Annotated in this window: 19 protein-coding genes; 7 read left to right on the top strand and 12 right to left on the bottom strand. The window is 68.5% G+C overall.

The features are described from left to right. Nucleotide 1 precedes the first annotated feature (1 nt). Nucleotides 2-1489 (bottom strand): MFS transporter, encoded by a 1488-nt coding sequence (locus OG300_RS02935; protein ID WP_405491847.1) that lies wholly within the window; start codon nucleotides 1487-1489, stop codon nucleotides 2-4. A gap of 40 nt (nucleotides 1490-1529) precedes the next feature. Further along, complete coding sequence (gene cobA, locus OG300_RS02930; protein WP_405491845.1) at nucleotides 1530-2795, bottom strand: uroporphyrinogen-III C-methyltransferase; 1266 nt, start codon at nucleotides 2793-2795, stop codon at nucleotides 1530-1532. 130 nt (nucleotides 2796-2925) lie between these two features. Between cobA and OG300_RS02925 the strand changes: the two genes are divergently transcribed. Then, a complete protein-coding gene (locus OG300_RS02925) occupies nucleotides 2926-3909 on the top strand; it encodes a hypothetical protein (RefSeq protein WP_405491843.1) in 984 nt (327 codons plus the stop codon). Here the strand turns inward: OG300_RS02925 and OG300_RS02920 are convergent. After that, the gene (locus OG300_RS02920) at nucleotides 3896-5254 is read right to left on the bottom strand and encodes a DoxX family protein (RefSeq protein WP_405491841.1); all 1359 of its coding nucleotides are present in this window, start codon (nucleotides 5252-5254) and stop codon (nucleotides 3896-3898) included. The two genes, OG300_RS02925 and OG300_RS02920, sit on opposite strands and share 14 nt — an antisense overlap. Nucleotides 5255-5602: 348 nt before the next feature. Between OG300_RS02920 and OG300_RS02915 the strand changes: the two genes are divergently transcribed. The 5 genes from OG300_RS02915 (at nucleotide 5603) to OG300_RS02895 (ending at nucleotide 12249) form a co-directional block, all read left to right on the top strand. Next, on the top strand, nucleotides 5603-6739 hold the full coding sequence (locus OG300_RS02915) for a phosphotransferase family protein (RefSeq protein WP_405491839.1): 1137 nt from the start codon (nucleotides 5603-5605) through the stop codon (nucleotides 6737-6739). Between the two features lie 3 nt (nucleotides 6740-6742). Then, nucleotides 6743-7855 carry a hypothetical protein gene (locus OG300_RS02910; protein ID WP_405491837.1) on the top strand — a complete coding sequence of 371 codons (1113 nt, stop codon included), beginning with the start codon at nucleotides 6743-6745 and terminating at the stop codon, nucleotides 7853-7855. 166 nt (nucleotides 7856-8021) lie between these two features. Then, nucleotides 8022-10247 carry an MMPL family transporter gene (locus tag OG300_RS02905; protein WP_405491835.1) on the top strand — a complete coding sequence of 742 codons (2226 nt, stop codon included), beginning with the start codon at nucleotides 8022-8024 and terminating at the stop codon, nucleotides 10245-10247. Between the two features lie 95 nt (nucleotides 10248-10342). Further along, nucleotides 10343-11578 carry a sensor histidine kinase gene (locus OG300_RS02900; protein ID WP_405491833.1) on the top strand — a complete coding sequence of 412 codons (1236 nt, stop codon included), beginning with the start codon at nucleotides 10343-10345 and terminating at the stop codon, nucleotides 11576-11578. After that, nucleotides 11575-12249 (top strand): response regulator, encoded by a 675-nt coding sequence (locus tag OG300_RS02895; RefSeq protein WP_405491831.1) that lies wholly within the window; start codon nucleotides 11575-11577, stop codon nucleotides 12247-12249. The genes OG300_RS02900 and OG300_RS02895 overlap by 4 nt, the downstream gene beginning before the upstream one ends. Before the next feature lie 32 nt (nucleotides 12250-12281). Here the strand turns inward: OG300_RS02895 and OG300_RS02890 are convergent, their stop codons facing one another. From OG300_RS02890 to mqo, 7 genes are all read right to left on the bottom strand, one after another. Next, a complete protein-coding gene (locus tag OG300_RS02890) occupies nucleotides 12282-13448 on the bottom strand; it encodes a DUF6301 family protein (RefSeq protein WP_405491829.1) in 1167 nt (388 codons plus the stop codon). A 72-nt stretch (nucleotides 13449-13520) separates the two neighbouring features. Next, nucleotides 13521-13907 carry a cobalamin biosynthesis protein gene (locus OG300_RS02885; RefSeq protein WP_405491827.1) on the bottom strand — a complete coding sequence of 129 codons (387 nt, stop codon included), beginning with the start codon at nucleotides 13905-13907 and terminating at the stop codon, nucleotides 13521-13523. Beyond that, a complete protein-coding gene (locus tag OG300_RS02880; protein ID WP_405491825.1) occupies nucleotides 13894-15303 on the bottom strand; it encodes a cobyrinate a,c-diamide synthase in 1410 nt (469 codons plus the stop codon). The genes OG300_RS02885 and OG300_RS02880 overlap by 14 nt, the downstream gene beginning before the upstream one ends. Further along, nucleotides 15297-15917: a cob(I)yrinic acid a,c-diamide adenosyltransferase gene (gene cobO / locus OG300_RS02875; protein ID WP_405491823.1), complete on the bottom strand. Its 621-nt coding sequence runs from the start codon at nucleotides 15915-15917 to the stop codon at nucleotides 15297-15299. Before cobO ends, OG300_RS02880 begins: the two co-directional genes overlap by 7 nt. 86 nt (nucleotides 15918-16003) lie before the next feature. Further along, nucleotides 16004-18136 (bottom strand): magnesium chelatase subunit D family protein, encoded by a 2133-nt coding sequence (locus OG300_RS02870; protein ID WP_405491821.1) that lies wholly within the window; start codon nucleotides 18134-18136, stop codon nucleotides 16004-16006. A 103-nt stretch (nucleotides 18137-18239) separates the two neighbouring features. Further along, nucleotides 18240-18689: a GNAT family N-acetyltransferase gene (locus OG300_RS02865; RefSeq protein WP_405491819.1), complete on the bottom strand. Its 450-nt coding sequence runs from the start codon at nucleotides 18687-18689 to the stop codon at nucleotides 18240-18242. Between the two features lie 18 nt (nucleotides 18690-18707). Then, entirely contained in the window at nucleotides 18708-20231 is a 1524-nt protein-coding gene (mqo, locus tag OG300_RS02860; protein ID WP_405491817.1) for a malate dehydrogenase (quinone), read from the bottom strand. 259 nt (nucleotides 20232-20490) lie between these two features. On the opposite strand from mqo, the gene OG300_RS02855 reads away from it, so the two are divergent. Continuing rightward, nucleotides 20491-21462: an alpha/beta hydrolase gene (locus OG300_RS02855; protein WP_405498450.1), complete on the top strand. Its 972-nt coding sequence runs from the start codon at nucleotides 20491-20493 to the stop codon at nucleotides 21460-21462. Here the strand turns inward: OG300_RS02855 and OG300_RS02850 are convergent. After that, entirely contained in the window at nucleotides 21442-22005 is a 564-nt protein-coding gene (locus OG300_RS02850; RefSeq protein ID WP_405491815.1) for an alpha/beta fold hydrolase, read from the bottom strand. The two genes, OG300_RS02855 and OG300_RS02850, sit on opposite strands and share 21 nt — an antisense overlap. Before the next feature lie 66 nt (nucleotides 22006-22071). Continuing rightward, nucleotides 22072-23613, bottom strand: coding sequence for a cobyric acid synthase (locus tag OG300_RS02845; RefSeq protein WP_405491813.1), 1542 nt, complete (start codon nucleotides 23611-23613; stop codon nucleotides 22072-22074). Nucleotides 23614-23615 lie beyond the last annotated feature (2 nt).

Below are 23615 nucleotides of genomic sequence, written 5' to 3'. Positions count from 1 at the left end.
CTCAGTTCTTCTGGGCCTCGTCCTGCGCGTGCTGCGCCTGCGCCAACTGTGCGGGCGTGTAGCGCAGGGTGAGCGCGATCAGACCCATGACGGCGGTGCCGATCGCGCACACCAGCAGCACGAAGGTGTAACCGCTGCTGAGCGCCTCGATCTGGTGCGGATTCATCTCGCTGACCTTGCCGGTCGCGCCCTTGTCCAGCGACAGCGTCTTGGACAGCGCCACCGGGCTGAGCAGGCCGACCGCGAACGGTGTGCCCATGTTCATGAACATCTGGCCGACCGCCGACAGTGGGCCGATGTGGGCCATATCCACGCCGACCAGCACGCACAGCGGCAGGATGACGATCGCGGTGCCGACACAGAAACCGACCACCGACAGCAGAATCAGCAGGGTCGGGAAGTACTCGGCCGAACTGTCCAGGGTGGAACCGAAGGCCAGGCCCGCCGACAGCACGATCGCGGAGACCAACAGCAGCCAGCGCGGCTGCACGTACAGCGCCAGCTTGGAGGCCACCGCGGTGCCGACACCCGCGCCGAGGGTGAACGGGATGCTGGCCAGACCCGCGGTCAGCGGGCTGTAGCCGAGCACGTTCTGCAGGAACTGGGCCACGAAGAAGGTGGTCGCGCCGAGCACACCGGAGGTCAGGAAGATCGCGATGAAGGTGATCACTCGATCGCGACTGTCGAACAGCGACCAGGGCAGCAGCGGGTTGGGGACATCGCGTTCGGCGAGGACGAAGACCACCATCAGGATCAGGCCGCCGATCACCGCGGTCAGGATGTATGGACTGTCCCAACCCAATTCGGGTCCCTCGGTCGCGCCGAACACGATCGCCGCGCAGGCCAGGGTGCCCAATACCGCGCCGCGCGCGTCCAAGCCGGTGCGACGGTGCTCGGTGTCGCGCAGCTGGGTCATGGCGCCCCACACGATGAGCAGACCGATCGGCACATTGATCCAGAAGATCCAGCGCCAATCCACCTGGGTGAGCGCACCACCGATCACCAGGCCGCCGACCGAGCCGATGCCGACCATGGATCCGAAGATCGCCACCGCCTGATTGCGGGCGGGTCCGGGCGCGTAGGTGCTCGCCACCAGCGCGAAGGCGGTCGGCGCGGCAATGGCCGCGCCGGTGCCCTGTAGGGCGCGGGCCGCGATCAGCCAGGCCTCGTTCTGCGCGGTACCGCACAGCGCCGAGGCCAGGGTGAACAGCGAGACGCCGACGATCAGCATCCGTTTGCGGCCGAACGAGTCACCGAGGCGACCGCCCAGCAGCATCAGTCCGGCGAACGGCAGGCCGTAGGCGGTCACCGTCCACGCGCTGCCCGCGCTGGACAGGCCGAGCTGCTCCTGTAGTCGCGGCAGCGCGAGGATCATGACGGTGCCGTCGAGCACCACCATCAGCTGCAGTCCGCTCAACACGAGGATGGCGAGGCCGAACGCCCGCTTGGTCACCGGATACTGCATCGTCGCAGCGGGGTTATCGAGCACCCAGCCACTGTAATGGATGGGCGGCCCGACACCCGGGCCGTCAGTTGCCTACGCTCGCGGTCGGATCGCCCGCGGTGAATCCGGCGGTCGGGCCGATCACGATGATCGCGGGCGGGCGAATGCCTTCCGCCCGCACCTTTTCCGCGACCGAGGCCAGGTCGGCGCGCACGATGCGCTGGGTGCGCAGGCTGCCCTCCTGGATCACGGTGACCGGAGTGTCCGAGGGGCGACCGCCGTCGATCAGCGCCGCCGCGAATTTCTCGATGCGCTCGACCGCCATCAGCAGCACGATGGTGCCGCGCAGTTTGGCCAGCGCGGGCCAATCCACCAGGGAATCCGGATGATCCGGGGCCACATGGCCGCTGACCACCACGAACTCGTGGGTGACGCCGCGATGGGTGACCGGGATACCGGCGAGGGCGGGCACCGAGATGGCACTGGTCACGCCGGGCACCACGGTCACCGGGATACCGGCCTCGACGCAGGCCTCGAGTTCTTCGTAACCGCGGCCGAAGACGTAATTGTCGCCACCCTTGAGGCGCACCACGAACTTTCCGGCCTTCGCGCCCTCGATCAGGGTGGCGTTGATGGCCTCCTGCGCCATGGCACGGCCGTACGGGATCTTGGCCGCGTCCACCACCTCGACGTCCGGGCCGAGCTCGGCCAGCAGCTCCGGCGGCGCGAGCCGGTCGGCGACAACGAGATTCGCGCGCGCCAGCAGGCGACGACCGCGCACGGTGATCAGGTCCGGATCGCCCGGACCGCCGCCGACGAGCGCCACGCCCGGGGTCACCGGGGCCGAATCATCGGTCACCACACCGGATTGCAGCGCTTCGAGCAGCGCGTTGCGCACCGCCGCCGAGCGCCGGTGCTGGCCACCGGCCAGCACGCCCAGGCTCATGCCGTCGTAGCGGGCGGTCGCCGGAGTGACGGCGGTACCGAGGCGGGCATTGTCGGCGCGCACGCAGAACACCCGTCGCCGGGTGGCCTCCGCGACCACGGCGGCATTGGTGTCGGGTTCGTCGGTGCAGGCCATGGCGTACCAGGCCCCGTCGAGATCGCCGTCGGCGTAGGCGCGCAATTCCAGGCTCAGCTGACCGGAGGTCGCCATGCCCTCGACCGCGGGGGTGACCTCACGGCTGATCACGTGGACATCCGCGCCGGAGGCGATGAGCAGACCCAGGCGACGTTGCGCGACCGTGCCACCGCCCACCACGACTACGCGGCGACCGCTCAGATCGAGGCCGACCAGGTAGTTCGGGTCGCCGACGGGCTGGTCGTCTGGGGTGGCTGAGGCGTTCTGCACAAGAATTGAGCCTACGGCGTGCCCGACGCGCCCCGACAATCACCCGGCATCCGGACCGCAACCGGGCGAGTAGTGCCAACCCGTCGGATCCGGCATCGAAATCGGCGAACCGTTCCTATGCTCGATTGCCATGACACGCCGAATCGTCACGGTCCTGCTGCGCGGCGGACTGCTGGTCCTGTTGATCGCGTTCGGGCTGCCCGGTGCGGCCGTCGCGGATCCGGTGTCGACGCAACCGAATCCGACGGTGGAGAGCGTCTACGCGCAGCCCGGACCATGGGCGGTGACCTCCCAGGCGGGCTTCGCCTGCTGTGATTCCACGGGGTCGAGCTACGACGTCTGGTATCCGGCGGACCTGGGGGCCAACGGGTTCCGGCATCCCATCGTCAGCTGGGGCGACGGCACCTGGGCGCACCCCGACCAATACGACTATCTACTGCGGCATCTGGCGTCCTGGGGGTTCGTGGTGGTCGCCACCGAGAACTCCTCGACCGGATCCGGCGTGGACATCACCGACGCCGTGGACAAGCTCCTGGACGTGGCGGCCGATCCGGCGAGCGTCTTCCACGATCGGCTGGATCCGAACGCCATTGGCGCGATGGGGCATTCGCAGGGCGCGACCGGGGTGCTCAACGCCATGCGCGACTCCGGCGGCCGGATCAAGACCGCGGTGCCGATCGAACTGCCGACCCAGCTGCTGTGCAGCCTCGGTTCCTTCTGCGGCAATACCGCGACCCTGACCGGCGGATCGGTGTTCTTCGTCAACGGCTCGCAGGACTCCCCCATCTCGCCGTCGGATCAGCCGCTCCCGGCCTCGGCCATCGGACTGCAATCGGTGCGCGCCTACTACGACGCGGTCCCGGCGACCGTACCGAAGGTCTGGGGCACCCTCGTCGGGCCGAATCACAACGACGTGCAAGGCCAGCCCGACTGCGCGAAAGCGTCCTGGCCCTGCACGCTGGGTGTGTACGGCTACCTCGGGTATCCGACCGCCTGGCTGGCCGCCGAACTGCTCGGGCGCGCCGACGCCCGCCAGGCATTCGCCGCCGGCGGCGAGTTCTTCGCGCCGAATCCCGGCTGGACCAACCAGATCGGTGACATCACTCCCCCATGACCTTGCCGAAGTTCGGGTTCTCCTGGATGAAGTGCAGGCCGCGGCCCGCCCGTAGCGGGAGCTTGCTCAGGTCGACCTGATCGAGGGTCACCGTCGTGGGATGGCCGTCCAGCTCACCGGTCAGCACCAGGCGGTCCGGGGCGGGTCGCTCGTAGGTGAACGTCGCCAGATCGGTGGTCGATTCCGGCAGACGCAGCACCAATCGGTGTGCGCCGGAGTCGATCTCGGCACCGACCGGTACGAAATCGGAGGTCATCCGCTGGATGACGGCGGCCTTCGGATTCTCGAAAACCACACGCTGCCAGCGATTTTCATCCGTCAGCAGCGGCGGCAGCGACTGGCCGTCACGGGTGAACTCGCCGACCGTCCAGATGCCGTACAGCTCCGGCTTCGTCGCGCCCGGACCGTAGGTGCGCCAGCCGTCCCAGCCCTGCCAGACATCGCCCGCCGACATCCACACCGCCAGCAGGATCTGCGCCACCGCCGCGATCCGCACGGCGCGGCGAGTGTGGAACGGCTGCGGTGTCGCGGCGGGACCGGCAGCGCGGCCGGTCAGCACCGCGGTCAGTCTCGGCAGCTCCGGCACCAGCAGCACCGCGGACAGCAGCAGCAGGTGGAACGACAGCAGTTTCACCGGCACATCGAAGGTCATGTTGAGCACCCACACCTGCGCCATCGCCACCATGCTCAGCAGCACCCCGGCCAGCTGCATGCGCGGCAGCAGCAGGAGCACGCCGCCCAGCACCTCGGCGCTGCCCAGCAGCATCTCGTACACCGGCGAGACGCCGACCTGCGTCCACAGCACGCCCATCGGCGCGAAATCACCGAACGGGGTCAGCAGGGTGGTCAGCGCCGGATCCGGCATCTGGGTCGGAATGAGTTTGGCGAAGCCGTAACCCAGCATCTGTCCGGCCAGGCACAGCCGGATGAAGAACAGGAACCAGGCGGCCAGCCGGTCGTAGCGCGGGCGGCGGCGATCCAGCACGCTCCACACCAGAGTTCCGGCCACCGCGATCACCAGGATGGTGAACACCAGCACCCAGAAGAACATCCCGTCACCGCTGCCGGTGTTGTGCACGGAGGCCTCGACGCCGAAGACGGTGTGCCCGACCCATTTCACCACCGGCTCGGACATGGTCACATAGCCGAGCACCCAGCTGTCGGGCAGCCAATTGGTGACGGGTCCGAGAAAGGCGAACACCGGCTGCGGATAGAAGACGCAGAACAGGCCGAAGTAGAGAAACGCGAAGCGGAACAGCAGGCGGCCGATCGGGTTCCAGGACCGCGCCGCGCCGGGTTCCCCCGTTTCCGGATCGGTCGCGGTTTCGACTGTCTGCACACTCATCGATGTCCCCTCGCTACATTGCCCGGCCTTTCGAGGGTAGGAAGCAAGAGGGGTCGCGCGCCTCGGTGACAACCCTGAGCCGACCCGGAATATGCCTGATAGGAAGTACTTCCGAAGGACTACGTGGCAGCACGAAGCCGCGGGAGCGACCAAGTGGCATCCCATTGACCGGTACTGGTGAAACAGGTCTCACCAATCCCCTACCGGAGCCAATTGGAACGCGTTACATTTCACCCAACGTGCCGCCCGGACTTACCACAAATGCCGCGTCGCCGCCCGCGTCAGCGGGAATTCGCCCGCGCCGGTAATCCGTTGACACGCTCCGCTATTCCCGTGCCAGGAGGACTCATGACATCGGCCCACGCCGATCCGAACGAGCGGTGGGAACTCACCGTCTCCGACCAGAACATCGACGAGCTCGCCGCCGAGCTCGCCCAGTGGCTCGGGACCAAGGTCGAGGCCGACGAGCAGCCCCGGGTCACCTCCATCACCCGCCCGCAGGCCGGTGGCATGTCCAGCACCACGCTGCTGTTCGAGGCCGAGTGGACCGAGCACGGCGAGGCCGCCGGCGGTTCCTTCGTGGCCCGGCTCGCCCCGGACCAGGACTCGTTCCCGGTGTTCGAAAACTATGACCTGGCAACCCAGTTCGCGGTCATGGCCGGCGTCACCGAGGCCACCGACCTGCCGCTGCCGCCGCTGTGCTGGCTCGAGACCGGCACCGACAATGTGCTGGGCGCACCGTTCTTCGTCATGCGCCGGGTGAACGGCCGTGTGCCCGAGGACAATCCGCCCTACGTGTTCGTCGGCTGGTTGCACGACGCCACCCCCGAACAGCGCTACGAGCTCACCCGCAACACCGTCGAGATCATCGCCAAGGTGCACGCGATTCCGGATCCGGCGCAGCGCTTCCCGATGCTCGACGGCGAGGGCTCCTCGCTGCGGCGGCACCTCGACGCGCAGAAGGCCTGGTACGACTGGGCGCTGGCCCGCGACGGCTTCCCCATCCCGCTCATCGACCGCACCTTCGCCTGGCTCGAGGACAACTTCCCGGCCGATCCCGGCGCGGACGTGCTCAGCTGGGGCGACGCGCGGCCCGGCAACATCATGTTCGACGAATTCGACCCGGTCGCGGTGCTGGACTGGGAGATGGCGGCCATCGGCCCGCGCGAACTCGACATCGCCTGGACCATCCTGATCCACCGGTTCTTCCAGGACATCGCCACCACCTTCGACCAGCCCGGCCTCGCCGACTACATGCGCCGCGCCGACGTCGAGAAGCTCTACGAGGAGACCACCGGCCACGCGCCGCGCGACCTCGACTGGTACCTGATGTACGCCGCGCTGCGGCACGGCATCGTGATGGGCCGCATCCGCCGCCGGATGATCCACTTCGGCGAGGCCGCCGACTGCGAGGACCGCGACGACTACGTGATGCACCGCAAACTGCTGGAAGCCATGCTCGACGGCACCTATTCGTGGGATTGAGAGATGACCCAGAACCAGATCAACAAGCTCGACGAATACCCGATCCACCAGACCCCGCTGTCCATGACGCGGGTCGGCAGCAGTGATCGGAACTTCTACGACCGCAACTACTTCAACGCTCTCGACACCGGCAGCGACACCTTTCTGGTCACCGGTTTCGGCGTGTACCCGAACCTGGGCGTGACCGACGCGTTCGCCACCGTGCGCCGCGGCGACACCCAGCGGGCGGTCAAGTTCTCCGACAAGCTGGTCGAGCGCAGCCTGGAACCCAAGGTCGGCGGCTACCGCATCGAGATCGTCGAACCGCTGCAGCAGCTGCGGGTGGTGTGCGAGCACGACGACCTGTCGTTCGACCTCACCTGGGAGGGTTCCTTCCCGGCGAAACCCGAACAGCCGCATACCATTCTGACCGGCGTGAACCGGCCGATCATCGACGCGCAGCGCTTCGCTCAGGTCGGAAGCTGGTCGGGCACACTGAATGTCGACGGCAGCGACATCGCCGTATCGCCGTCGAGCTGGCACGGTACCCGCGACCGCTCCTGGGGCATCCGCCCGGTCGGTGAGGCCGACCATCCGGGCCGCCTGGCTTCCGAACCGTCCGAAGGCTTCTGGTGGCTGTACGTGCCGCTGCGCTTCGACGACTTCTCCATCATCGTGATCGTGCAGGAGGAGCCGGACGGCTTCCGCACCCTCAACGACGCCACCCGCGTCTGGAAGGACGGCCGCGTCGAACAGCTCGGCTGGCCGCGCGTGCACCTCACCTACAAGTCCGGCACCCGCATCCCCACCAAGGTGCGCCTGGACCTCACCACCCCCGACGGCAAACCGCTCGAGGTCGAGGTCGAAGCCGGAACCTTCATGGCCCTCAACGTCGGCTGCGGCTACGGCGGCGACCCCGACTGGCAGCACGGTCAGTGGAAGGGTGCGGGCTGGTCCGACAGCACCCTCTACGACCTGACCGATCCGGCCATCGCGGGCCGCATCCCGTTCGGCGTCATCGACCACGTCGGCCACGCCCGCTGCGGTGACGCCGAGGGCTGGGGCCTGTTCGAGCACGGCTCGCTGGGCCGCCACGATCCGACCGGCTTCGCCGACTGGGGCTCGGTCGCGCCCTGAGCCCAGCTGATCGACCCCCGCCGGACCAACCACACGGCGGGGGTCGCTCGGCGTCGGCGTGCTGCGCAGCGACTACGGAGTCGGGTTTCGTACTGCGGATGCAGTACACCGGACGGCCGCCTTCGGCACGATGCCGACTACAGAGCCACCCGACGAGCATGGCGGCATGGCCAAATTCCTGTATCGCGTCGGACGGTTCTCGTTCGAGAAGCGGCGGCTAGTCGTGTTGCTCTGGTTGGGGATTCTGGCCGCGTGTGCGGTCGGGGCCTCACAGGCTCCCACCGCACCGCCGGACAAGTTCTCCATTCCCGGGACCGAATCGCAGCAGGCTTTCGATCTGCTGGCGCAGCGGTTCCCCGGATCCAAATCCGATGGGGCGCAAGCCCGAATCGTGTTCGTCGCACCCGACGGGACACAGATCTCCAGCGACGCCAACAAGGCCGCTGTCGAGAAGGTGGTCGCCGAGGTCGCGGGCAGCTCGCAGGTGAAGGGCGTGCTTGACCCGTTCCAGACCGGGGCGGTGAGCAAGAGCGGCACCACCGCGTACGCCACCGTCAACTACGACGCCGCACCCAACGACCTCACCTCCGCCACCAAGGACGCGCTGACCAACGCGGCCGCGGACGGTAAGGCGGCGGGCGTCACCGTCGAGATCGGCGGCACCGCGCTACAGGCCAAACCCGATATGGGCGGGGCCACCGAGGCGATCGGCATCGCCATCGCGGCCATCGTGCTGATGATCACCTTCGGCGCGTTCGCGGCGGCGGGACTGCCGCTGATCACCGCGCTGATCGGCGTCGGCGCGGGCATCATGGCCATCGTCGCGATCGGGATGTCCACCACCACAACCACTCTCGCCATGATGCTGGGCCTGGCCGTGGGCATCGACTACGCGCTGTTCATCGTCTCCCGGTATCGCACCGAGCGGCGTGAGGGCTACGGACCGGAGGAGGCCGCCGGACGTGCCGTCGGAACCGCCGGTTCCGCAGTGGTTTTCGCGGGCCTCACCGTGGTGATCGCGCTGGCCGGACTGGCCGTGGTCGGCATTCCGATGCTGACCGAGATGGGCCTGGCCGCGGCCGCGACCGTCGCCATCGCCGTCACCATCGCGCTGACCCTGCTGCCCGCGCTGCTGGGCTTCTTCCAGCGCGCGGTCATGCCCAAGGCATTCCGTAAGGCCCTGCGCGCCAAGGCCGCCGAGGACGGCACCGCCGGGCGTGACACCGTCGTCGAACCCGCCCCCGCGGGCAAGCCGAACATGGGCACCCGCTGGGCGCAGTTCGTGGTGCGGCGGCCGATCCCGATCCTGCTGCTGAGCCTGATCGGCCTCGGCGCGCTCGCGCTGCCGGTCACCGACCTGCAACTCGCCATCACCGGCGACGAGTCGCAGCCGACCTCGACCACCCAGCGCCGCGCCTACGACGCGCTCGCCGAGGGCTTCGGACCCGGCTTCAACGGCCCGCTCTCGGTGGTCGTCGACGTGAAGGGCGCGCCCGATCCGAAGGCCGCCGTCGCCCAGGTGTCCAGCACGCTGGCCGGGACCAAGGGCGTGGTGTCGGTCTCGCCCGCCGGGTTCAACCCCGCCGGAGACACGGCCATGCTGAGCGTCGTGCCCTCGACCGGGCCGTCCTCGGAGCAGACCAAGGATCTGGTGCAGACACTGCGCGGTGAGGCGAGCGGACTGCGCGAGGCCACCGGCGCCAAGATGCTGATCACCGGCACCACCGCGGTGAACATCGATCTCTCGCAGAAGATGTCGAGTGCGCTGCTGCCCTACCTGGCCGTCGTGGTCGGCCTGGCGATCATCCTGCTGATGGTGGTGTTCCGCTCCATCGCGGTGCCGATCAAGGCGGCCCTGGGCTTCCTGCTCTCGGTCGGCGCGGCCTTCGGCGTGATCGTGGCGGTCTTCCAATGGGGTTGGCTGGCAGGGCTTTTCGGAGTCACCCAGACCGGGCCGATCATGAGCATGATGCCGATCTTCCTGATCGGCGTGGTGTTCGGGCTCGCCATGGACTACGAGGTGTTCCTGGTGACCCGCATGCGGGAGGCGTTCGCGCACGGCGAGGACGCGAAGAGCGCCATCGTCACCGGCTTCCGGCACAGCGCCCGGGTGGTGGTCGCGGCCGCGGCGATCATGATCGCGGTGTTCTCCGGCTTCATCGGCGGCGGCGAACCGATGATCACCATGATGGGTCTCGGACTCGCGTCGGCGGTGTTCTTCGACGCCTTCATCGTCCGCATGACGCTGGTCCCGGCGGTGCTCGCACTGCTCGGCGACAAGGCCTGGTGGCTGCCCAAGTGGCTGGACCGCATCCTGCCCAATGTGGATGTGGAGGGTGAGTCGCTGCGGCAGGTGTCGCCGGAGCGCGAACCGGAACCCGCGCTGGTCTGAGCGATGAAACAACCGCAGGCCGTCCCGGGTGGGGCGGCCTGCGGTGTGTCCGGGGCATCGCCGATTAGGGTCACAGAGGAAGGTGAGGAGCACTCATGACGATGGAATGGTCGAGCTGGCCCAGGCGCCACGGCCGATTCGTCGACGTGTTCACCGCCATCCTGCTGTGCGGGCTGGCCACCTACTCCAGCATGCTCGCGCAGCAGAACGGTGAGACCGCGGGGCCGATCATCGTGCGTTCCCCCTCGCCCGCGGTGTTCGCGCTCTCGGCGGTGGCGTCGCTGGCGCTGCTGTGGCGCAGACAGTATCCGCGCACGGTCCTCGCGGTGGCCACCGGCTGCGGGGTCGTCATCGGCGCACTGGGATTCGAGGTATCGGTGCTCAGCGCGGGCGCGGCCATGGTGGCGGTGTACTCGCTGGGACTCTGGGTCGATCCACGCACCGCGAAGATCGCCACGCCGATCGCGGCCGGAATCCTGTTGATCGCCTCCTACTTCCATCAACTCAGTCCGATCCTCACCGGCGGGCGAATAACCGTGGTGGCCGGACTGCTGGTGGCGGGCGCGCTCGCCGAGGCCACCCGCAACCGGCAGAACTATCTGGCCGCGCTGCACGCGCGCGCCGAACTCGCCGAGCGGACCCGGGAGGACGAGGCCAGGCAGCGGGTCAGCGAGGAACGCGTGCGCATCGCGCGGGAACTGCACGACATCGTCGCCCACCACATGGCCCTCGCGCACGCTCAAGCCTCCACCGCCGCATACCTTTTGCGCAGCCAGCCCGATCAGGCGCAGGGCATGCTGGATCAGCTGGCCGGGACGACCTCCGCCGCGCTGCGCGAACTCAAGGCCACCGTCGGGCTGCTGCGCGACGACGACTCCGACGCCCCGCTGGAACCCACGCCCGGACTCGATCAGCTGCCCGAACTGCTGGCCGCGTTCGAACGGGCCGGAATGGTGATCTCGCTGTCGGTAACCGGCGAACCCCGGCCGCTGTCGCCCGGCGCGGACCTGACCGCCTACCGGATCGTGCAGGAGGCGCTCACCAATGTCACCAAGCACGCGGGCAACGCGGCCGCCACGGTGCGCCTGGTCTACTCCCGGCAACTGCTGACCGTCAGCGTCGTCGACGACGGCCCCGCCCTGCCCGATCACGTTCGCGGCGAAACGGATTCGAACATCACCGGCTACGGTCTGATCGGCATGAACGAGCGCGCCGTCTCCGTCGGCGGCCAGCTGCACGCCGGTCGCCGTCCCGACGGCGGGTTCGAGGTCACCACCGAACTGCCGCTGGGCCCCGCGCCCACCCCTGACACCGAGGACAGGACATCATGACCATCCGCGTACTGCTGGCCGACGATCAGGCGCTGCTCGCGGGCACCTTCCGGCTGCTCATCGACTCCGCCGACGATATGGAGGTGGTCGGCATCGCCGGAAACGGCCGGGAGGCAGTCGATCTGACGCGCGCGTCGAAACCCGACGTGGTGGTCATGGACATCCGCATGCCCGGCGTGGACGGTCTCACCGCGACCCAGGAGATCTGCGCCGACGAGACCCTGCGCGACACCCGCGTGCTGATCCTGACCACCTTCGAACTCGACGAGTATGTGGCACAGGCACTTCGGGCCGGGGCCAGCGGTTTCCTCGGCAAGGACGTCGGGCCGGAGGAGCTGCTGCGCTCGATTCGCGCGGTCGCCGCCGGTGACGCCCTGCTCTCCCCCACCGCCACCCGCACGCTCATCGCCCGCTACCTGTCGCGGCCCGAAAGCCGGGTCTCCGCAGCCGAATCCCTCGATGTGCTCACCGCGCGCGAACGCGAAGTCGTCGCGATGGTCGCCGAAGGCCTCTCCAACGAGGAGATCGCCGAGAAGATGTACGTCAGCCCGCTGACCGTTCGCACCCACGTGCAACGCGCCATGTCCAAGGTGGGGGTGCAGAACCGCGCGCAGCTGGTGGTGGCCGCCTTCCAATCGGGGCTGGTCCGAGTCGAACCCCCACGGCAGTAGGGCTTTCGATCAGTACGGCCCGGACGCTCCGGTCATCTGGAGTGCTTGGGCCGGTGGTACACGATGGGCTCGGTCTCGTGTTCCCACATCGTGAAGTGAGCGTCGACGAGCTGGGGTTCGGGCGGGAGCGGCGGGGTGGCCCGGACCTCGTAGCGCGGAGCCGGTGGTTCGATCACGGGCTCACGATGTGGGCCGCGGTGCTGCTCCCGCTCGGAAGGGAGAGTCGGCGCCACCGAAACCTGGAGCGGCGACTCGGAATTCGGTCCCCGCGTCAGCCGGACGGTGTCGTGCTCGAGCCGCCAGAGCGCGAATTCGTTCGACTCACCCACCTGGTGCGGATCCCCGAGCCGGTCGATGCACCGCTCCAGCGCCCATACGTACACCCGGTCCACGGTTTCCGGCGGGACGAACTCGAGCAGGCGCACCTCGAAGAACTCGCCGTATCCGTAGCGCTGCCGACGGTCCGGGGTCCGGCCCGCGATCAGGGACGGGCCCTGCGGGTACACGGCCATCAGGCTGCCGTCGTCCACCTGCTCCGGGCGCAGGCGAAAAGCCTTGAAAACACTGTCGATATCGCGGCGAGACCAGATGCCGCGCAGGGAACGCCGAGCGAGGACGGCGCTGAGCCCGGACCGCTGACGCAGGTCCTCCAGCCGGTCGCCCAGATTCGAGGCGATCACCGACTCGAGGTGTTCGAGGAATCCCTCGCCCGCTCGTTCCAGTTCACGGGTGTTGACCCGCGGCCGTTGCGGCGGTGGGGCGTTCCAGCGGGCCGGGTTCTGCAGGATCAGCTCGACCGTCTCACCGCCCGCCACCTTGATCACGACCTGCGGCAGCACCCAGACCGCCCCGGTGCCGTCCTCGTGCGCAGGGCCCACCGAGGGGCCGCAGTAGCCGAGCATGGCCGCGACCGTGTCGGCGAGCGCGTCCGCCGGACGATGCAGGGGCATTGCCGCGAGCAGGATCGCGACCGCGGTGATCTCGCCGTGCTCGTCGGCGCCGAACATCGCCACCGGATCACCGTGGTCGAGATTCGTGGTCACATAGAGCACCGATGGATCGTCCTCGTCGGGCGTGGGCGTACCCCAGCCGACCCAGGCGGCGAAACGCGCGACGTCACCGACCGCCCAGGTCCAGCCGAATTCCGCCGCCGCCGAGGCGATTCGCATCGCACCAGGCAGGTCTACCTGCGCACTCACCAGGTGAGACTAACCGTCAGCGACTCTGGAATATAGAGATTTCAAATACGGTCCTCGACTTGGGGCACACAGCTACCAGACGGCAGCCACCGCCACCGTGACCCCGCCGATCACCTGCTTGGAAACAAGCAGCTCGGTCCCGGCGGCGGCGAGCAGGGCCGCGGCCTCGGCCACACTCGGCGTCCCGACCGAGGACGCGGCGCGTAGCGACGGGTTGGGCACCGGAACCCGCTCCAGATCGTGGGCGGCGAACCCGACGATGTACACACCCAACTGTTCAGCGGCCTGCATCAAGCCGGGCTCGGCAGCGCGCCGGTCCAGCGTCGCCAGACAGCGAATCTCCCCCGCCCCCAGCACTTCTCGCACCGCGGTGACAATCGCCTCGCCGGTGGTTCCAGGTCGGCAGCCGACCCCGACCGCCACCTGCGGCCGATCGGTGAGCCCGTCAGGCCGGGGCATGGGTCCGAGCGAAGTCTGCCGCGGCGGCCACGAATCTGGCCATGGCACCGGGATTTCCCGCCGGATGGGTGTGCAGATAGGAGGCGTGGACCTGATGCACGATCGCACCCTCGCGCACCGTCTCACCCGACGGCGCACGCCAAGCCCAGGCGTTCGGAGCCGGAGCGGCGGCAACGAGCCGGGTGCGGTGGAATTCGTGGCCACGCAGGCGTTCACCGGTGCGCCACAGCGGAGAATCGTTGAGCACCACGGCATCTCGATAGCCGAGGGTGAGCCGAGGACCGAATTCTGCCTCCGCGTCGATGACACCGGCCATCGGATGCCCGTCGAGCGTGCGGGTGAGGTAAAGCAGGCCCGCGCACTCGGCATGGATCGGCAGACCCCGACGCGCCTGCTCGGCGATGGCCGACAGCAGTCCGTTGTTGGCGGAGAGATCGGCCGCGTGCTCCTCAGGGAAACCGCCTGGGACGACCAGACCCGCTGTGCCGGAAGGCAATTGCTCGTGCAGCGGGTCGAAAACCTCGACGCGCGCACCGGCGGCGGCGAGCAGTTCGCGATGTTCCGCGTAACCGAAAGTGAAGGCGGGACCGCCCGCGACCGCCACGATCGGACCGGAATCACCTGCGGCGAGCGCGGATTCACCGGTGGCGGCGAGCTCCTCGGCCGCGTCCCACGGGGTGCCCGTCACGGACGCGGTGGCCAGCGCCGCCACGGCCGCGAGATCGACGTGGGCCGCGACGAGATCGGTCATGGCCTCGACCGCGTCCCGGGCGGCGGCACCGTGTTCGACGGCGGGAATCAGACCCAGATGCCTTGAAGGAACCACCAATTCGGCCATCCGCGGCAGCGCGCCCAGCACCGGCAGCCCGACCCGGGCACACGCGGCGCGCAGCACCTGCTCATGGCGTTCACTGCCGACCCGGTTGAGAATCACGCCGCCGAGCCGGATTCCGCTGTCGTAGGTGGCGAATCCGTGCAGCAGCGCGGCCAGGCTCTGACTGTGCCCGCGCGCGTCCACCACCAGGATCACCGGTGCGCCCAGCATCGCCGCGATCTGCGCGGTCGAACCCTCGGCGATCGGCTCGGTGTTGTGCTCGTCGATGCGGCCGTCGAACAGCCCCATCACACCCTCGACCACCGCCAGGTCACAGCCCTGACTGCCGTGCAGGTACAGCGGCACAACACGTTCCGCGCCCACCAGCACCGGATCCAGATTGCGCCCCGGCCGCCCCGCCGCCAGCCCGTGATACCCCGGATCGATGTAGTCGGGCCCCACCTTGAACGGCGCGACGCGATGCCCCGCTCGCCGCAGCGCCCCGATCAATCCGGTTGCCAGCGTGGTCTTTCCGCTACCCGAGGCGGGCGCGGCGATGACGACGGCGGGTGTGGTCACCATTCGATCCCGCGCTGGCCCTTACGCCCCGCGTCCATCGGATGCTTCACCTTCGTCATCTCGGTGACCAGATCCGCCACCTCGAGCAACGCCTGCGGCGCATCCCGCCCCGTGATCACCACATGCTGATTGCCCGGCCGATCCCGCAGCGTCGCCACCACCTCGTCGACATCCACCCACCCCCACTTCAGCGGATAGGTGAACTCGTCGAGCACATAGAACCGATGCTCCTCAGCCCGCAACCTACGAGCGATCTCCTGCCACCCCGCCAGCGCGGCCGCCGCATGATCCTCCTCGGACCCCTGCTTCTTCGACCACGACCAGCCTTCGCCCATCTTGTGCCACTCCACGGCACCGCCCACCCCGGTCTCCTCGTGCAAAGTCCCCAGCGTGCGGAAAGCAGCTTCCTCCCCCACCTTCCATTTCGCACTCTTCACGAACTGGAACACCGCCACATCGAACCCCTGATTCCAGGCCCGCAACGCCATCCCGAAAGCAGCCGTCGACTTCCCCTTACCGGGCCCGGTGTGCACGGCGAGCACCGGCAGATTCCGCCGCTGCCGAGTCGTCAGGCCATCGTCCGGAATGCTGTCCGGCAGTGGCACACCCTGGGGCATTTCGAGAACTCCCTTCGACTACGGCCGCCGCGGCCGAGCATTCACCCACGGTGCCATACGGCATTCGGCAGGCAGTGGCCAGGTACTCAGGCGACGCGGGTGGCGCGGACCACGCCCGCCACCGAGTCACCGGTCAGTTCGGCCAACTGCAAATAGCCGCCGCGGAGTTCGGTGGCGAACTCGCGGGCGAGGCCGAGACGGATCATGCCGCGTTCGCAGTCGACGACCATGGCGGTCACGGCGTCGTGAGTCAGTTGGCGGGCGGCGGCGCGGGCGCGCGGGATGGGGTCGGTGCCGCCGGTGGCGCGGCCGTCGGTGAGCAGGACCAGGAGGGGGCGGCGGTGCGGGTCGCGGGTGCGTTCGCGGCGGATGACCTCGCGGGCCTTCAGGAGGCCTTGGGCCAGTGGGGTTTTGCCGCCGGTGCGGAGGTCCGCCAGGCGGCGGACTGCGATATCGACCGAAGATGTGGGGGGCAGGACCAGTTCGGCGTCCTGGCCTCGCATGGTGATCACCGCCACCTTGTCGCGGCTCTGGTAGGCGTCACGCAGCAGGGCGACCACGGCGTTGGTGACGGCGGAGAGGCGGTCGCGGGCGGCCATGGAGCCGGAAGTGTCGACCACGAAGACGACCAGGTTGCCTTCTCGGCCTTCGCGGTACGCGCCACGGAGGTCGGCGGGTTCGAAGGCGAGGGGGCCGGAGAGGCGGCCGCGTTCGAACTGGCGGGGGGCCGCGGCGAAGATGGTGGCCAGCAGGTGCAGGCCGGTGGAGGTGTCGTCGAGGGGGCGCACGACACGGCCCTGACGGGTGCGGGCTCGGGAGCGTCGGCCGGGAGCCCCCTCGCCGACGCCGGGGACCTGCCAGCGTGGAGGTTTGGGGAGGGTTCCGGAGGGAGCGGCCACGCCGGACCCGGCGGGCGGCTGGCTGCCTTTGCCGCTGTCGGGGCGCGGCGAATCCTTGCCATCGCGGCGGGGGTCGGGACCATCCACCGGACCCCGGTCGCGCGGGTCCGGGTCATCGAGGGGTGAATCCTGGTCTGGGCCAGCCGGGTTCGAACCATCCGGGCGGTCGTTCCCGGCGTCGTCGTTCAGGCCCTGATTCTCCGCGCCCGAATCTCCGGCCTCCTGCGAATCATCCTGTCCGGCAGTGGTTTCCCGCGGTCCCGCGTTCGGCGGGACCGCATCACCTTTTCCCAGGCTGTCAGCTCCGCCGTCCTGGTCGGCGCGGTCGGCTTCCTCGGCGGCCTGACGCATGGCGTCGTCGAGCTGCTCCTCGCTGATCCCGGGTTCGTCGAACGGATCGCGCCGACGCCGGTGCGGCAGTGCGAGTTCGGCGGCGATGCGGACATCGGCCTCGGTGACGGTGGGTGCGCCGCGCCAGGCGGCGTGCGCGGTGGCGGTGCGGGCCACCACCAGATCCGCGCGCATGCCGTCGACGTCGAAGGTGGCGCACAGGGCGGCGATGCGACGCAGCTCGACATTGTCGAGGGTGACCTCGGCGATGCGGTCGCGGGCGGTCAGAATGCGTTCGGCCACTTCACGATCGGCGGGCGCGTAGCCGGCGGCGAAGGCGGCCGGATCCGCCTCGTAATCCAGGCGGCGGCGCACCACGGCCATCCGGACGTCCACGTTGCGGGAGGCGACCACGTCCACGGTGAGGCCGAAGCGGTCCAGCAGCTGCGGACGCAGTTCGCCCTCTTCGGGATTCATGGTGCCGACGAGCACGAAGCGAGCCGGATGGGTGTGCGAGACGCCGTCGCGTTCGATGTGCACGCGCCCCATGGCGGCGGCGTCGAGCAGCACGTCCACCAGATGGTCGTGCAGCAGGTTGACCTCGTCGACGTAGAGCACGCCGTGATGGGCGGCGGCCAGCAGGCCGGGCTTGAAAGCCTGTTCACCGTCCCGCAGTACGCGTTCCAGGTCGATGGACCCGACCACGCGGTCCTCGGTCGCGCCGACCGGCAACTCCACCAGTCGTGCGGGCCGCGCCCCGGTCTCGTCGACCACCGGCGGCAGCAACTGCGCCAGCGCGCGCACCACGGTCGACTTCGCCGTCCCCTTCTCGCCGCGCACCAGCACGCCTCCGATGCCGGGGTGCACCGCGCACAGGATCAGCGCCAGCTGCAACCGCTCCTGCCCGACCACCGCGGAGAACGGGAAACCGACCTCGTCACCGGCTGCCGCACGGACACTTTCGGAGTAAGCCACTGGGGAAACGGACACCCAGCAACTCTAGGCCCGCCCGAATCACCCCCGGAACGCCGGGTGCCCGCTGTGAATCCACAGCGGGCACCCGGTCGAGAGTTATGGAGGTGAGGGGTCGAACTCAGCCGCGACGCATCGGGATGTGCGGGATGCCGTCCTCGATGTACTCGTCACCGTCGATCTTGAAGCCGTGCTTGGTGTACATGTCGACCAGGTAGGTCTGGGCGTTCAACCGGACCGTCGCGGAACCCGCTTCGGCCAGGGCCGCCTGCAGCAGGCGGGTGGTGTAGCCATGTCCGCGCCCCGCGGGGGTGGTGCAGAGGCGGCCGATCCGGAAGGACTTCACGCCGTCCTCGTGCTCCTCCATGAGGCGCAGGGTGCAGATGAAATCACCCTCGTCGTCGAGCCAGAAGTGCCGGGTCTCCGGCAGCAGGTCGAAACCGTCCAGCTCCGGGTAGGCGCACTTCTGTTCGACAACGAAAACCTCGACGCGAAGTTTCAACAGCTTGTACAGCGTCGCGGTGTCCAGATCTTGGGCCCACGACCGTTTGAGAGCAACCGTTGACATCATCGCGTCTTGCTATCACATCTACGCGTGAGAAGCGATAGGGGCGTGCTTCGGCGTGTTGTTGTCGGTGAGGCGCAGGGCCTTCCCGGTCCAGTCCCACACCTCGCGGTAGAGCGCCTGATCCTCGGAGAGCTTGACGCCCAGCGACGGCACCATTTCCTTGAGTTTCGGCTCCCACGAACCGAATTCGCGCGGGAAGCAGCGCTTCATGACATCCAGCATGGCGCTCACGCAGGTGGACGCGCCGGGCGAGGCGCCGAGCAGACCGGCGATGGTGCCGTCCTCGGCCGCGACCACGGCGGTGCCGAGCTCGAGCACGCCGCCCGCGCCCTTGCGACGGATGACCTGCACGCGCTGGCCGGCGATGATCAGCTCCCAATCCTGGCCGTCGGCACGCGGAATGAACTCCTCCATCGCGCCGATGCGGTCGGCCTGCGAGTTGAGCAGCTCACCGACCAGGTAGTTGACCAGGCCCATCTCGGTGACACCGACACCCAGCATGGAGAACAGGTTGTTGGGCTTGACCGACTTGAACAGGTCGGTCAGCTTGCCGTCCTTGAGGAACTTCGGCGTCCAACCGGCGTACGGACCGAACAGCAGGCCCTTCTCACCGTTGATGACGCGAGTGTCCAAGTGCGGCACCGACATCGGCGGCGCACCGACCGAGGCCTGGCCGTACACCTTGGCCTCGTGCTCGGCGACCAGCGCCGGGTTGGTGCTGCGCAGGAACAGACCCGACACCGGGAAACCACCGAAACCGGAGATCTCCTTGATGCCCGACTTCTGCAGCAGCGGCAGTGCGCCACCGCCCGCGCCGACGAACACGAACTTGGCGTTGATGACCCGCACCTTGCGGCTGCGCAGGTTGCGGACCTTCACCAGCCAGGAGCCGTCGGACTGCTTGGTCAGGTTGAGCACCTCGTGGCCGAACGCGATATCCGCGCCGGACGCGCCGAGGTAGGCCAGCAGTTCCTTGGTGAGCTCACCGAAGTCGATGTCGGTGCCCTTGTCCGACCAGTTCAGGGCGACCGGGTCGGAGAAGTCACGGCCCTTGGACATCAGCGGCAGACGCGAGCTGAATTCGGCTGCGTCGTCGATGAATTCCATGCCCTCGAACAGCGGGTGCTTCGACAGCGCCTCGTAGCGCTTGCGCAGGTACTCCACGCCGTCCGCGCCGTGCGTGAAGCTCACGTGCGGGATCGGGTTGATGAAGTTCGACGGGTTGGCCAGCACCCCGTTCTCCGCGGCGTACGACCAGAACTGGCGCGACACCTGGAAGCGCTCGTTGATGTCGATGGCCTTGGTGATCTCCACCGAGCCGTCGGCATTGCGCGGCGTGTAGTTCAGCTCGCAGAGCGCGGAGTGACCGGTACCGGCGTTGTTCCACGGGTCGCTGCTCTCGGCGGCAGCGGCCTCGAGGCGCTCGAATACGGTGATCGACCAGTCCGGCTGCACCTGACGAAGCAAGGCACCGAGGGTGGCACTCATGATGCCGGCACCGATGAGGACTACATCGGTCTTTTCAATCGTGGCAGCGTTCGACACGGCGGGATCGACTTCCTTGTCTTTATGGGTCACCCAGTTGGGAGTTAGGTTACCCGTCGTTCACTTGAGCCAGATTCTGCCCCTGAGCATTCCGAAATCCCTCAACGAAATCCCCGAATGTGAGAGATCCCTCCCAAATCGACATCGATGTGGTTCGGACTAGATTGGGCGGGTGACCTCCGATACGTCATCGCCCACCCCGTCCGCTTCGTCCCAGGCCCAGCCCACGACCCCGGCCGTCGGCACGTGGCAGCCCGACGTGCTGGGGACCGACTACCAGCAGCTGACCATCCCGCTGGGACCCGATCCCGACGGTGAGGGCGACGCCGTCGCCACCCTCGTCCGCTATACCCCGGCCGCAGCACCCGCACCCACCAGAGCTGTGCTGTATGTACACGGATTCACCGACTACTTCTTCCAGGAACACCTCTCCGAGCATCTGGCCGCGCAGGGCCACGCCTTCTACGCGCTCGACCTGCGCAAGTGCGGCCGCTCCACCCGCCCCGGGCAGACCCCGCACTACGTCAGCGATCTCGCGCTCTACGACGAGGAGCTCAACCGGTCGTTGCGGGTCATCCGCGAGGAGACCGGCCTGCCCGTGATGGTGATGGCGCATTCGACCGGCGGCCTGGTGACCTCGCTGTGGCTCAACCGGTTGCAGAATGCCGGTGATGTTCGCGCGCAGGGCATTACCGGTCTGGTGCTCAACAGCCCCTGGTTCGATCTGCAGGGACCCGGCTACTACCGCTCGGTCGGCACCCCGCTGATGGAGGCGCTGGGCAAGCTGCGGGCCTTCACCAAGCTTCCGCTGGGCGTGTCCACCGCCTACGGCGACAGCCTGTATCACGCCAAGTCCGGCGAGTGGGACTACAACCTGGACTGGAAGCCGTTGAGCGGCTTCGCGGTTCACGCGGGCTGGCTGCGGGCCATCCGGCGCGGACAGCTGCGACTGCACCGGGGCCTCGACATCGGGGTGCCCGCGCTGATCCTGCGGTCCAAGGCGACCAAGTTCATGCGCGCGTACGGCCCGGCCGCCGACGTGTCGGATCTGGTGCTGGACGTCAAGCAGATCCAGCGCTGGTCGGGCTGCCTGGGTGAGCGCACCAACATCGTGCCGATCGAGGGGGCGCGCCACGACGTGTTCCTGTCCGCGGAGACACCGCGCAACCAGGCGTTCCGAGAGCTGGATTCCTGGTTGCGCTGGCTGGATTCACCAGAAGCTGGTGCGTAGCACCACTTCGGTGGCGAGTTCGTGGCCCGCATCGGCGGGCACGTTCGTGACATCCATGGGGACCAGCCGGAATTCGCCGTAGACGAACCGGCTGGAGCCCTCGGCCAGCTCGCGCGGGAAGGCCTTGGTGGCCAGCAGGGTGGTGGGGATCTCCACCGGCGGGCAGGCGCTGTCACGGACACTGCCGTCCGCGCCCGCGGCCGCCGGGTGACCGCCGCCCGCGACGATGAGGCTCATGAAGCGGCCGAAGCCGCGTGCCGCCAGTTCCCACGCGAGGTCCGCGCCCACACCGGAGCCCACCAGGTTCGCCCAGCCGACCTTCAACTGGTCGAGGATGGCGAACACCGTCGCCGAGTCCAGACCGTCGATCGACTCGATGACGATGGTGCGCAGGTCCGAGGTCTGCAGTCGTTCGCAGACCTGGTCGTATACGTCGGCCGGGTCGCCCGCATCGGGGAGTAGCAGGACGTGGTGCCGGGATTCGGGACCCCCGAGCCGCACGGCCCACTCGCGGTCACCGACCGTGATCCGCCGAGATTCCATGGTCGTTCACGCTACACGGCGCGCGAAGGGGCCGAACGCGTGTCGCCCCGATTGCGGTGACAGCGGTCACCGGGAGACGGTCAGAACCGGCAGATCCGGGGGCGCTCCGGCGGTGATCAGACGCTCGAGAGCGTCGAGATCGAGGTGCTTCTCCAGCAGATCGGCGAGCAGATCGAGCTGTTCGGCGCGTACGTCCGCGACCGAGACATCCTCTGCGACAACGAAACCCGTGCGGCCCGCCTGTTCCGCGACCTGTCGAAGCCAGGTGCGGCGAAACTCGTCCGATTCCAATGCCCCGTGCAGGTGGGTGCCCCAGATCGCTTCGCGGACACTGCCTTCCGCGCTGCCGTCGAGCTCGAGCCAGGGACGGTCCGCGTTGCGGGTGACGCGGCCGTGGTGGATCTCATAGCCGTGCACCGGGAGATCGTTCTCACGTCCGATGTCGCCGTGATCCAGCACTCGTCCGGTGGAGCGGCGCAGCACCTTCGGATCGGCGAACTCGATATCGAGGTCCAGCAGGCCCAGGCCGGGCACCTCGCCCGCATCGGATTCCACCCGGTCGACGATGGTGCGGGCGAGCATCTGGTAGCCGCCGCAGATGCCGAGGATCGGTCCCCCGGCGGCGGCACGGGCGGTGAGGGCGTCGGCGATCCCGGTGCGGCGCAACCACTCCAGATCGCTGACGGTGGATTTGCTGCCCGGCAGCACCACCAGGTCGGCGCCTTCGAGCCGGGACGGGTCGGTGACCCAGCGCACGGAGACGCCGGGCTCGCAGGCCAGGGCTTCGACGTCGGTGGAGTTGGAGATGCGCGGCAGGCGGACGGCGGCAACGGTCAGCCACTCGGCGCCTCGCGGCGGGCGGGAGCGGCCCACCGGGGCGTCGGCGATCGTGCTCAGCGAGTCCTCTGCGTCGATCCAGAGATCCTCGGCGAAGGGCAGCACACCGAGCGTGGGGCGGCCGGTGAGTTCGGCCAACTGGTCGAGACCCGGCCGCAACAGATCCACGTCGCCACGGAACTTGTTGACGATGAAGCCGCAGATCAGTTGCTGGTCTTCGGGTTCCAGGATGGCGACGGTGCCGAACAGGTGCGCGAGGACTCCCCCACGGTCGATATCGCCGACCAGCAGCACCGGCAGATCCGCCGCTCGGGCCAGGCCCATGTTCGCCAGATCGGTTGCGCGCAGGTTGATCTCGGCGGGCGAACCGGCACCCTCGCAGATCACCACATCGAATTCCGCGCGCAGCGAAGCCAATTCGTCCGCGACGATCGCACGCAACGCCTGCCGATGCTTGAAATAGTCCTTGGCCCCGACCGTGTCGACGGCCTTACCCCGCACCACCAGTTGCGAACGCCGGTCGCTGCCCGGCTTCAGCAGCACCGGATTGAACCGCACGCTGGGTTCCAGTCCGCAGGCGCGCGCCTGCAAAGCCTGCGCACGCCCGATCTCCCCGCCGTCGAGAGTGACGACGGAGTTGTTGGACATGTTCTGCGCCTTGAACGGCGCGACCCGGACACCGCGGCGCGCCAGCAGGCGGCAAAGTCCGGCCACCACAACGCTTTTGCCCGCGTCGGAAGTGTTTCCGGCGATCAGCAGAGCGCCCTTCACCG

The sequence above is a fragment of the Nocardia sp. NBC_00511 genome (assembly GCF_045161165.1).
Lineage (GTDB): Bacteria > Actinomycetota > Actinomycetes > Mycobacteriales > Mycobacteriaceae > Nocardia.
This window is presented reverse-complemented; position numbering and strand designations above follow the sequence as displayed.

Bases quoted from the DNA above. Each gene is read 5' to 3' on its own strand.
- OG300_RS02925 (WP_405491843.1), top strand. From the start codon at position 2,926: ATGACACGCCGAATCGTCACGGTCCTGCTGCGCGGCGGACTGCTGGTC.
- OG300_RS02920 (WP_405491841.1), bottom strand. From the start codon at position 5,254: ATGAGTGTGCAGACAGTCGAAACCGCGACCGATCCGGAAACGGGGGAA.
- OG300_RS02915 (WP_405491839.1), top strand. From the start codon at position 5,603: ATGACATCGGCCCACGCCGATCCGAACGAGCGGTGGGAACTCACCGTC.
- OG300_RS02910 (WP_405491837.1), top strand. From the start codon at position 6,743: ATGACCCAGAACCAGATCAACAAGCTCGACGAATACCCGATCCACCAG.
- OG300_RS02905 (WP_405491835.1), top strand. From the start codon at position 8,022: ATGGCCAAATTCCTGTATCGCGTCGGACGGTTCTCGTTCGAGAAGCGG.
- OG300_RS02900 (WP_405491833.1), top strand. From the start codon at position 10,343: ATGACGATGGAATGGTCGAGCTGGCCCAGGCGCCACGGCCGATTCGTC.
- OG300_RS02895 (WP_405491831.1), top strand. From the start codon at position 11,575: ATGACCATCCGCGTACTGCTGGCCGACGATCAGGCGCTGCTCGCGGGC.
- OG300_RS02885 (WP_405491827.1), bottom strand. From the start codon at position 13,907: ATGCCCCGGCCTGACGGGCTCACCGATCGGCCGCAGGTGGCGGTCGGG.
- OG300_RS02880 (WP_405491825.1), bottom strand. From the start codon at position 15,303: ATGGTGACCACACCCGCCGTCGTCATCGCCGCGCCCGCCTCGGGTAGC.
- cobO (WP_405491823.1), bottom strand. From the start codon at position 15,917: ATGCCCCAGGGTGTGCCACTGCCGGACAGCATTCCGGACGATGGCCTG.
- OG300_RS02865 (WP_405491819.1), bottom strand. From the start codon at position 18,689: ATGATGTCAACGGTTGCTCTCAAACGGTCGTGGGCCCAAGATCTGGAC.
- OG300_RS02850 (WP_405491815.1), bottom strand. From the start codon at position 22,005: ATGGAATCTCGGCGGATCACGGTCGGTGACCGCGAGTGGGCCGTGCGG.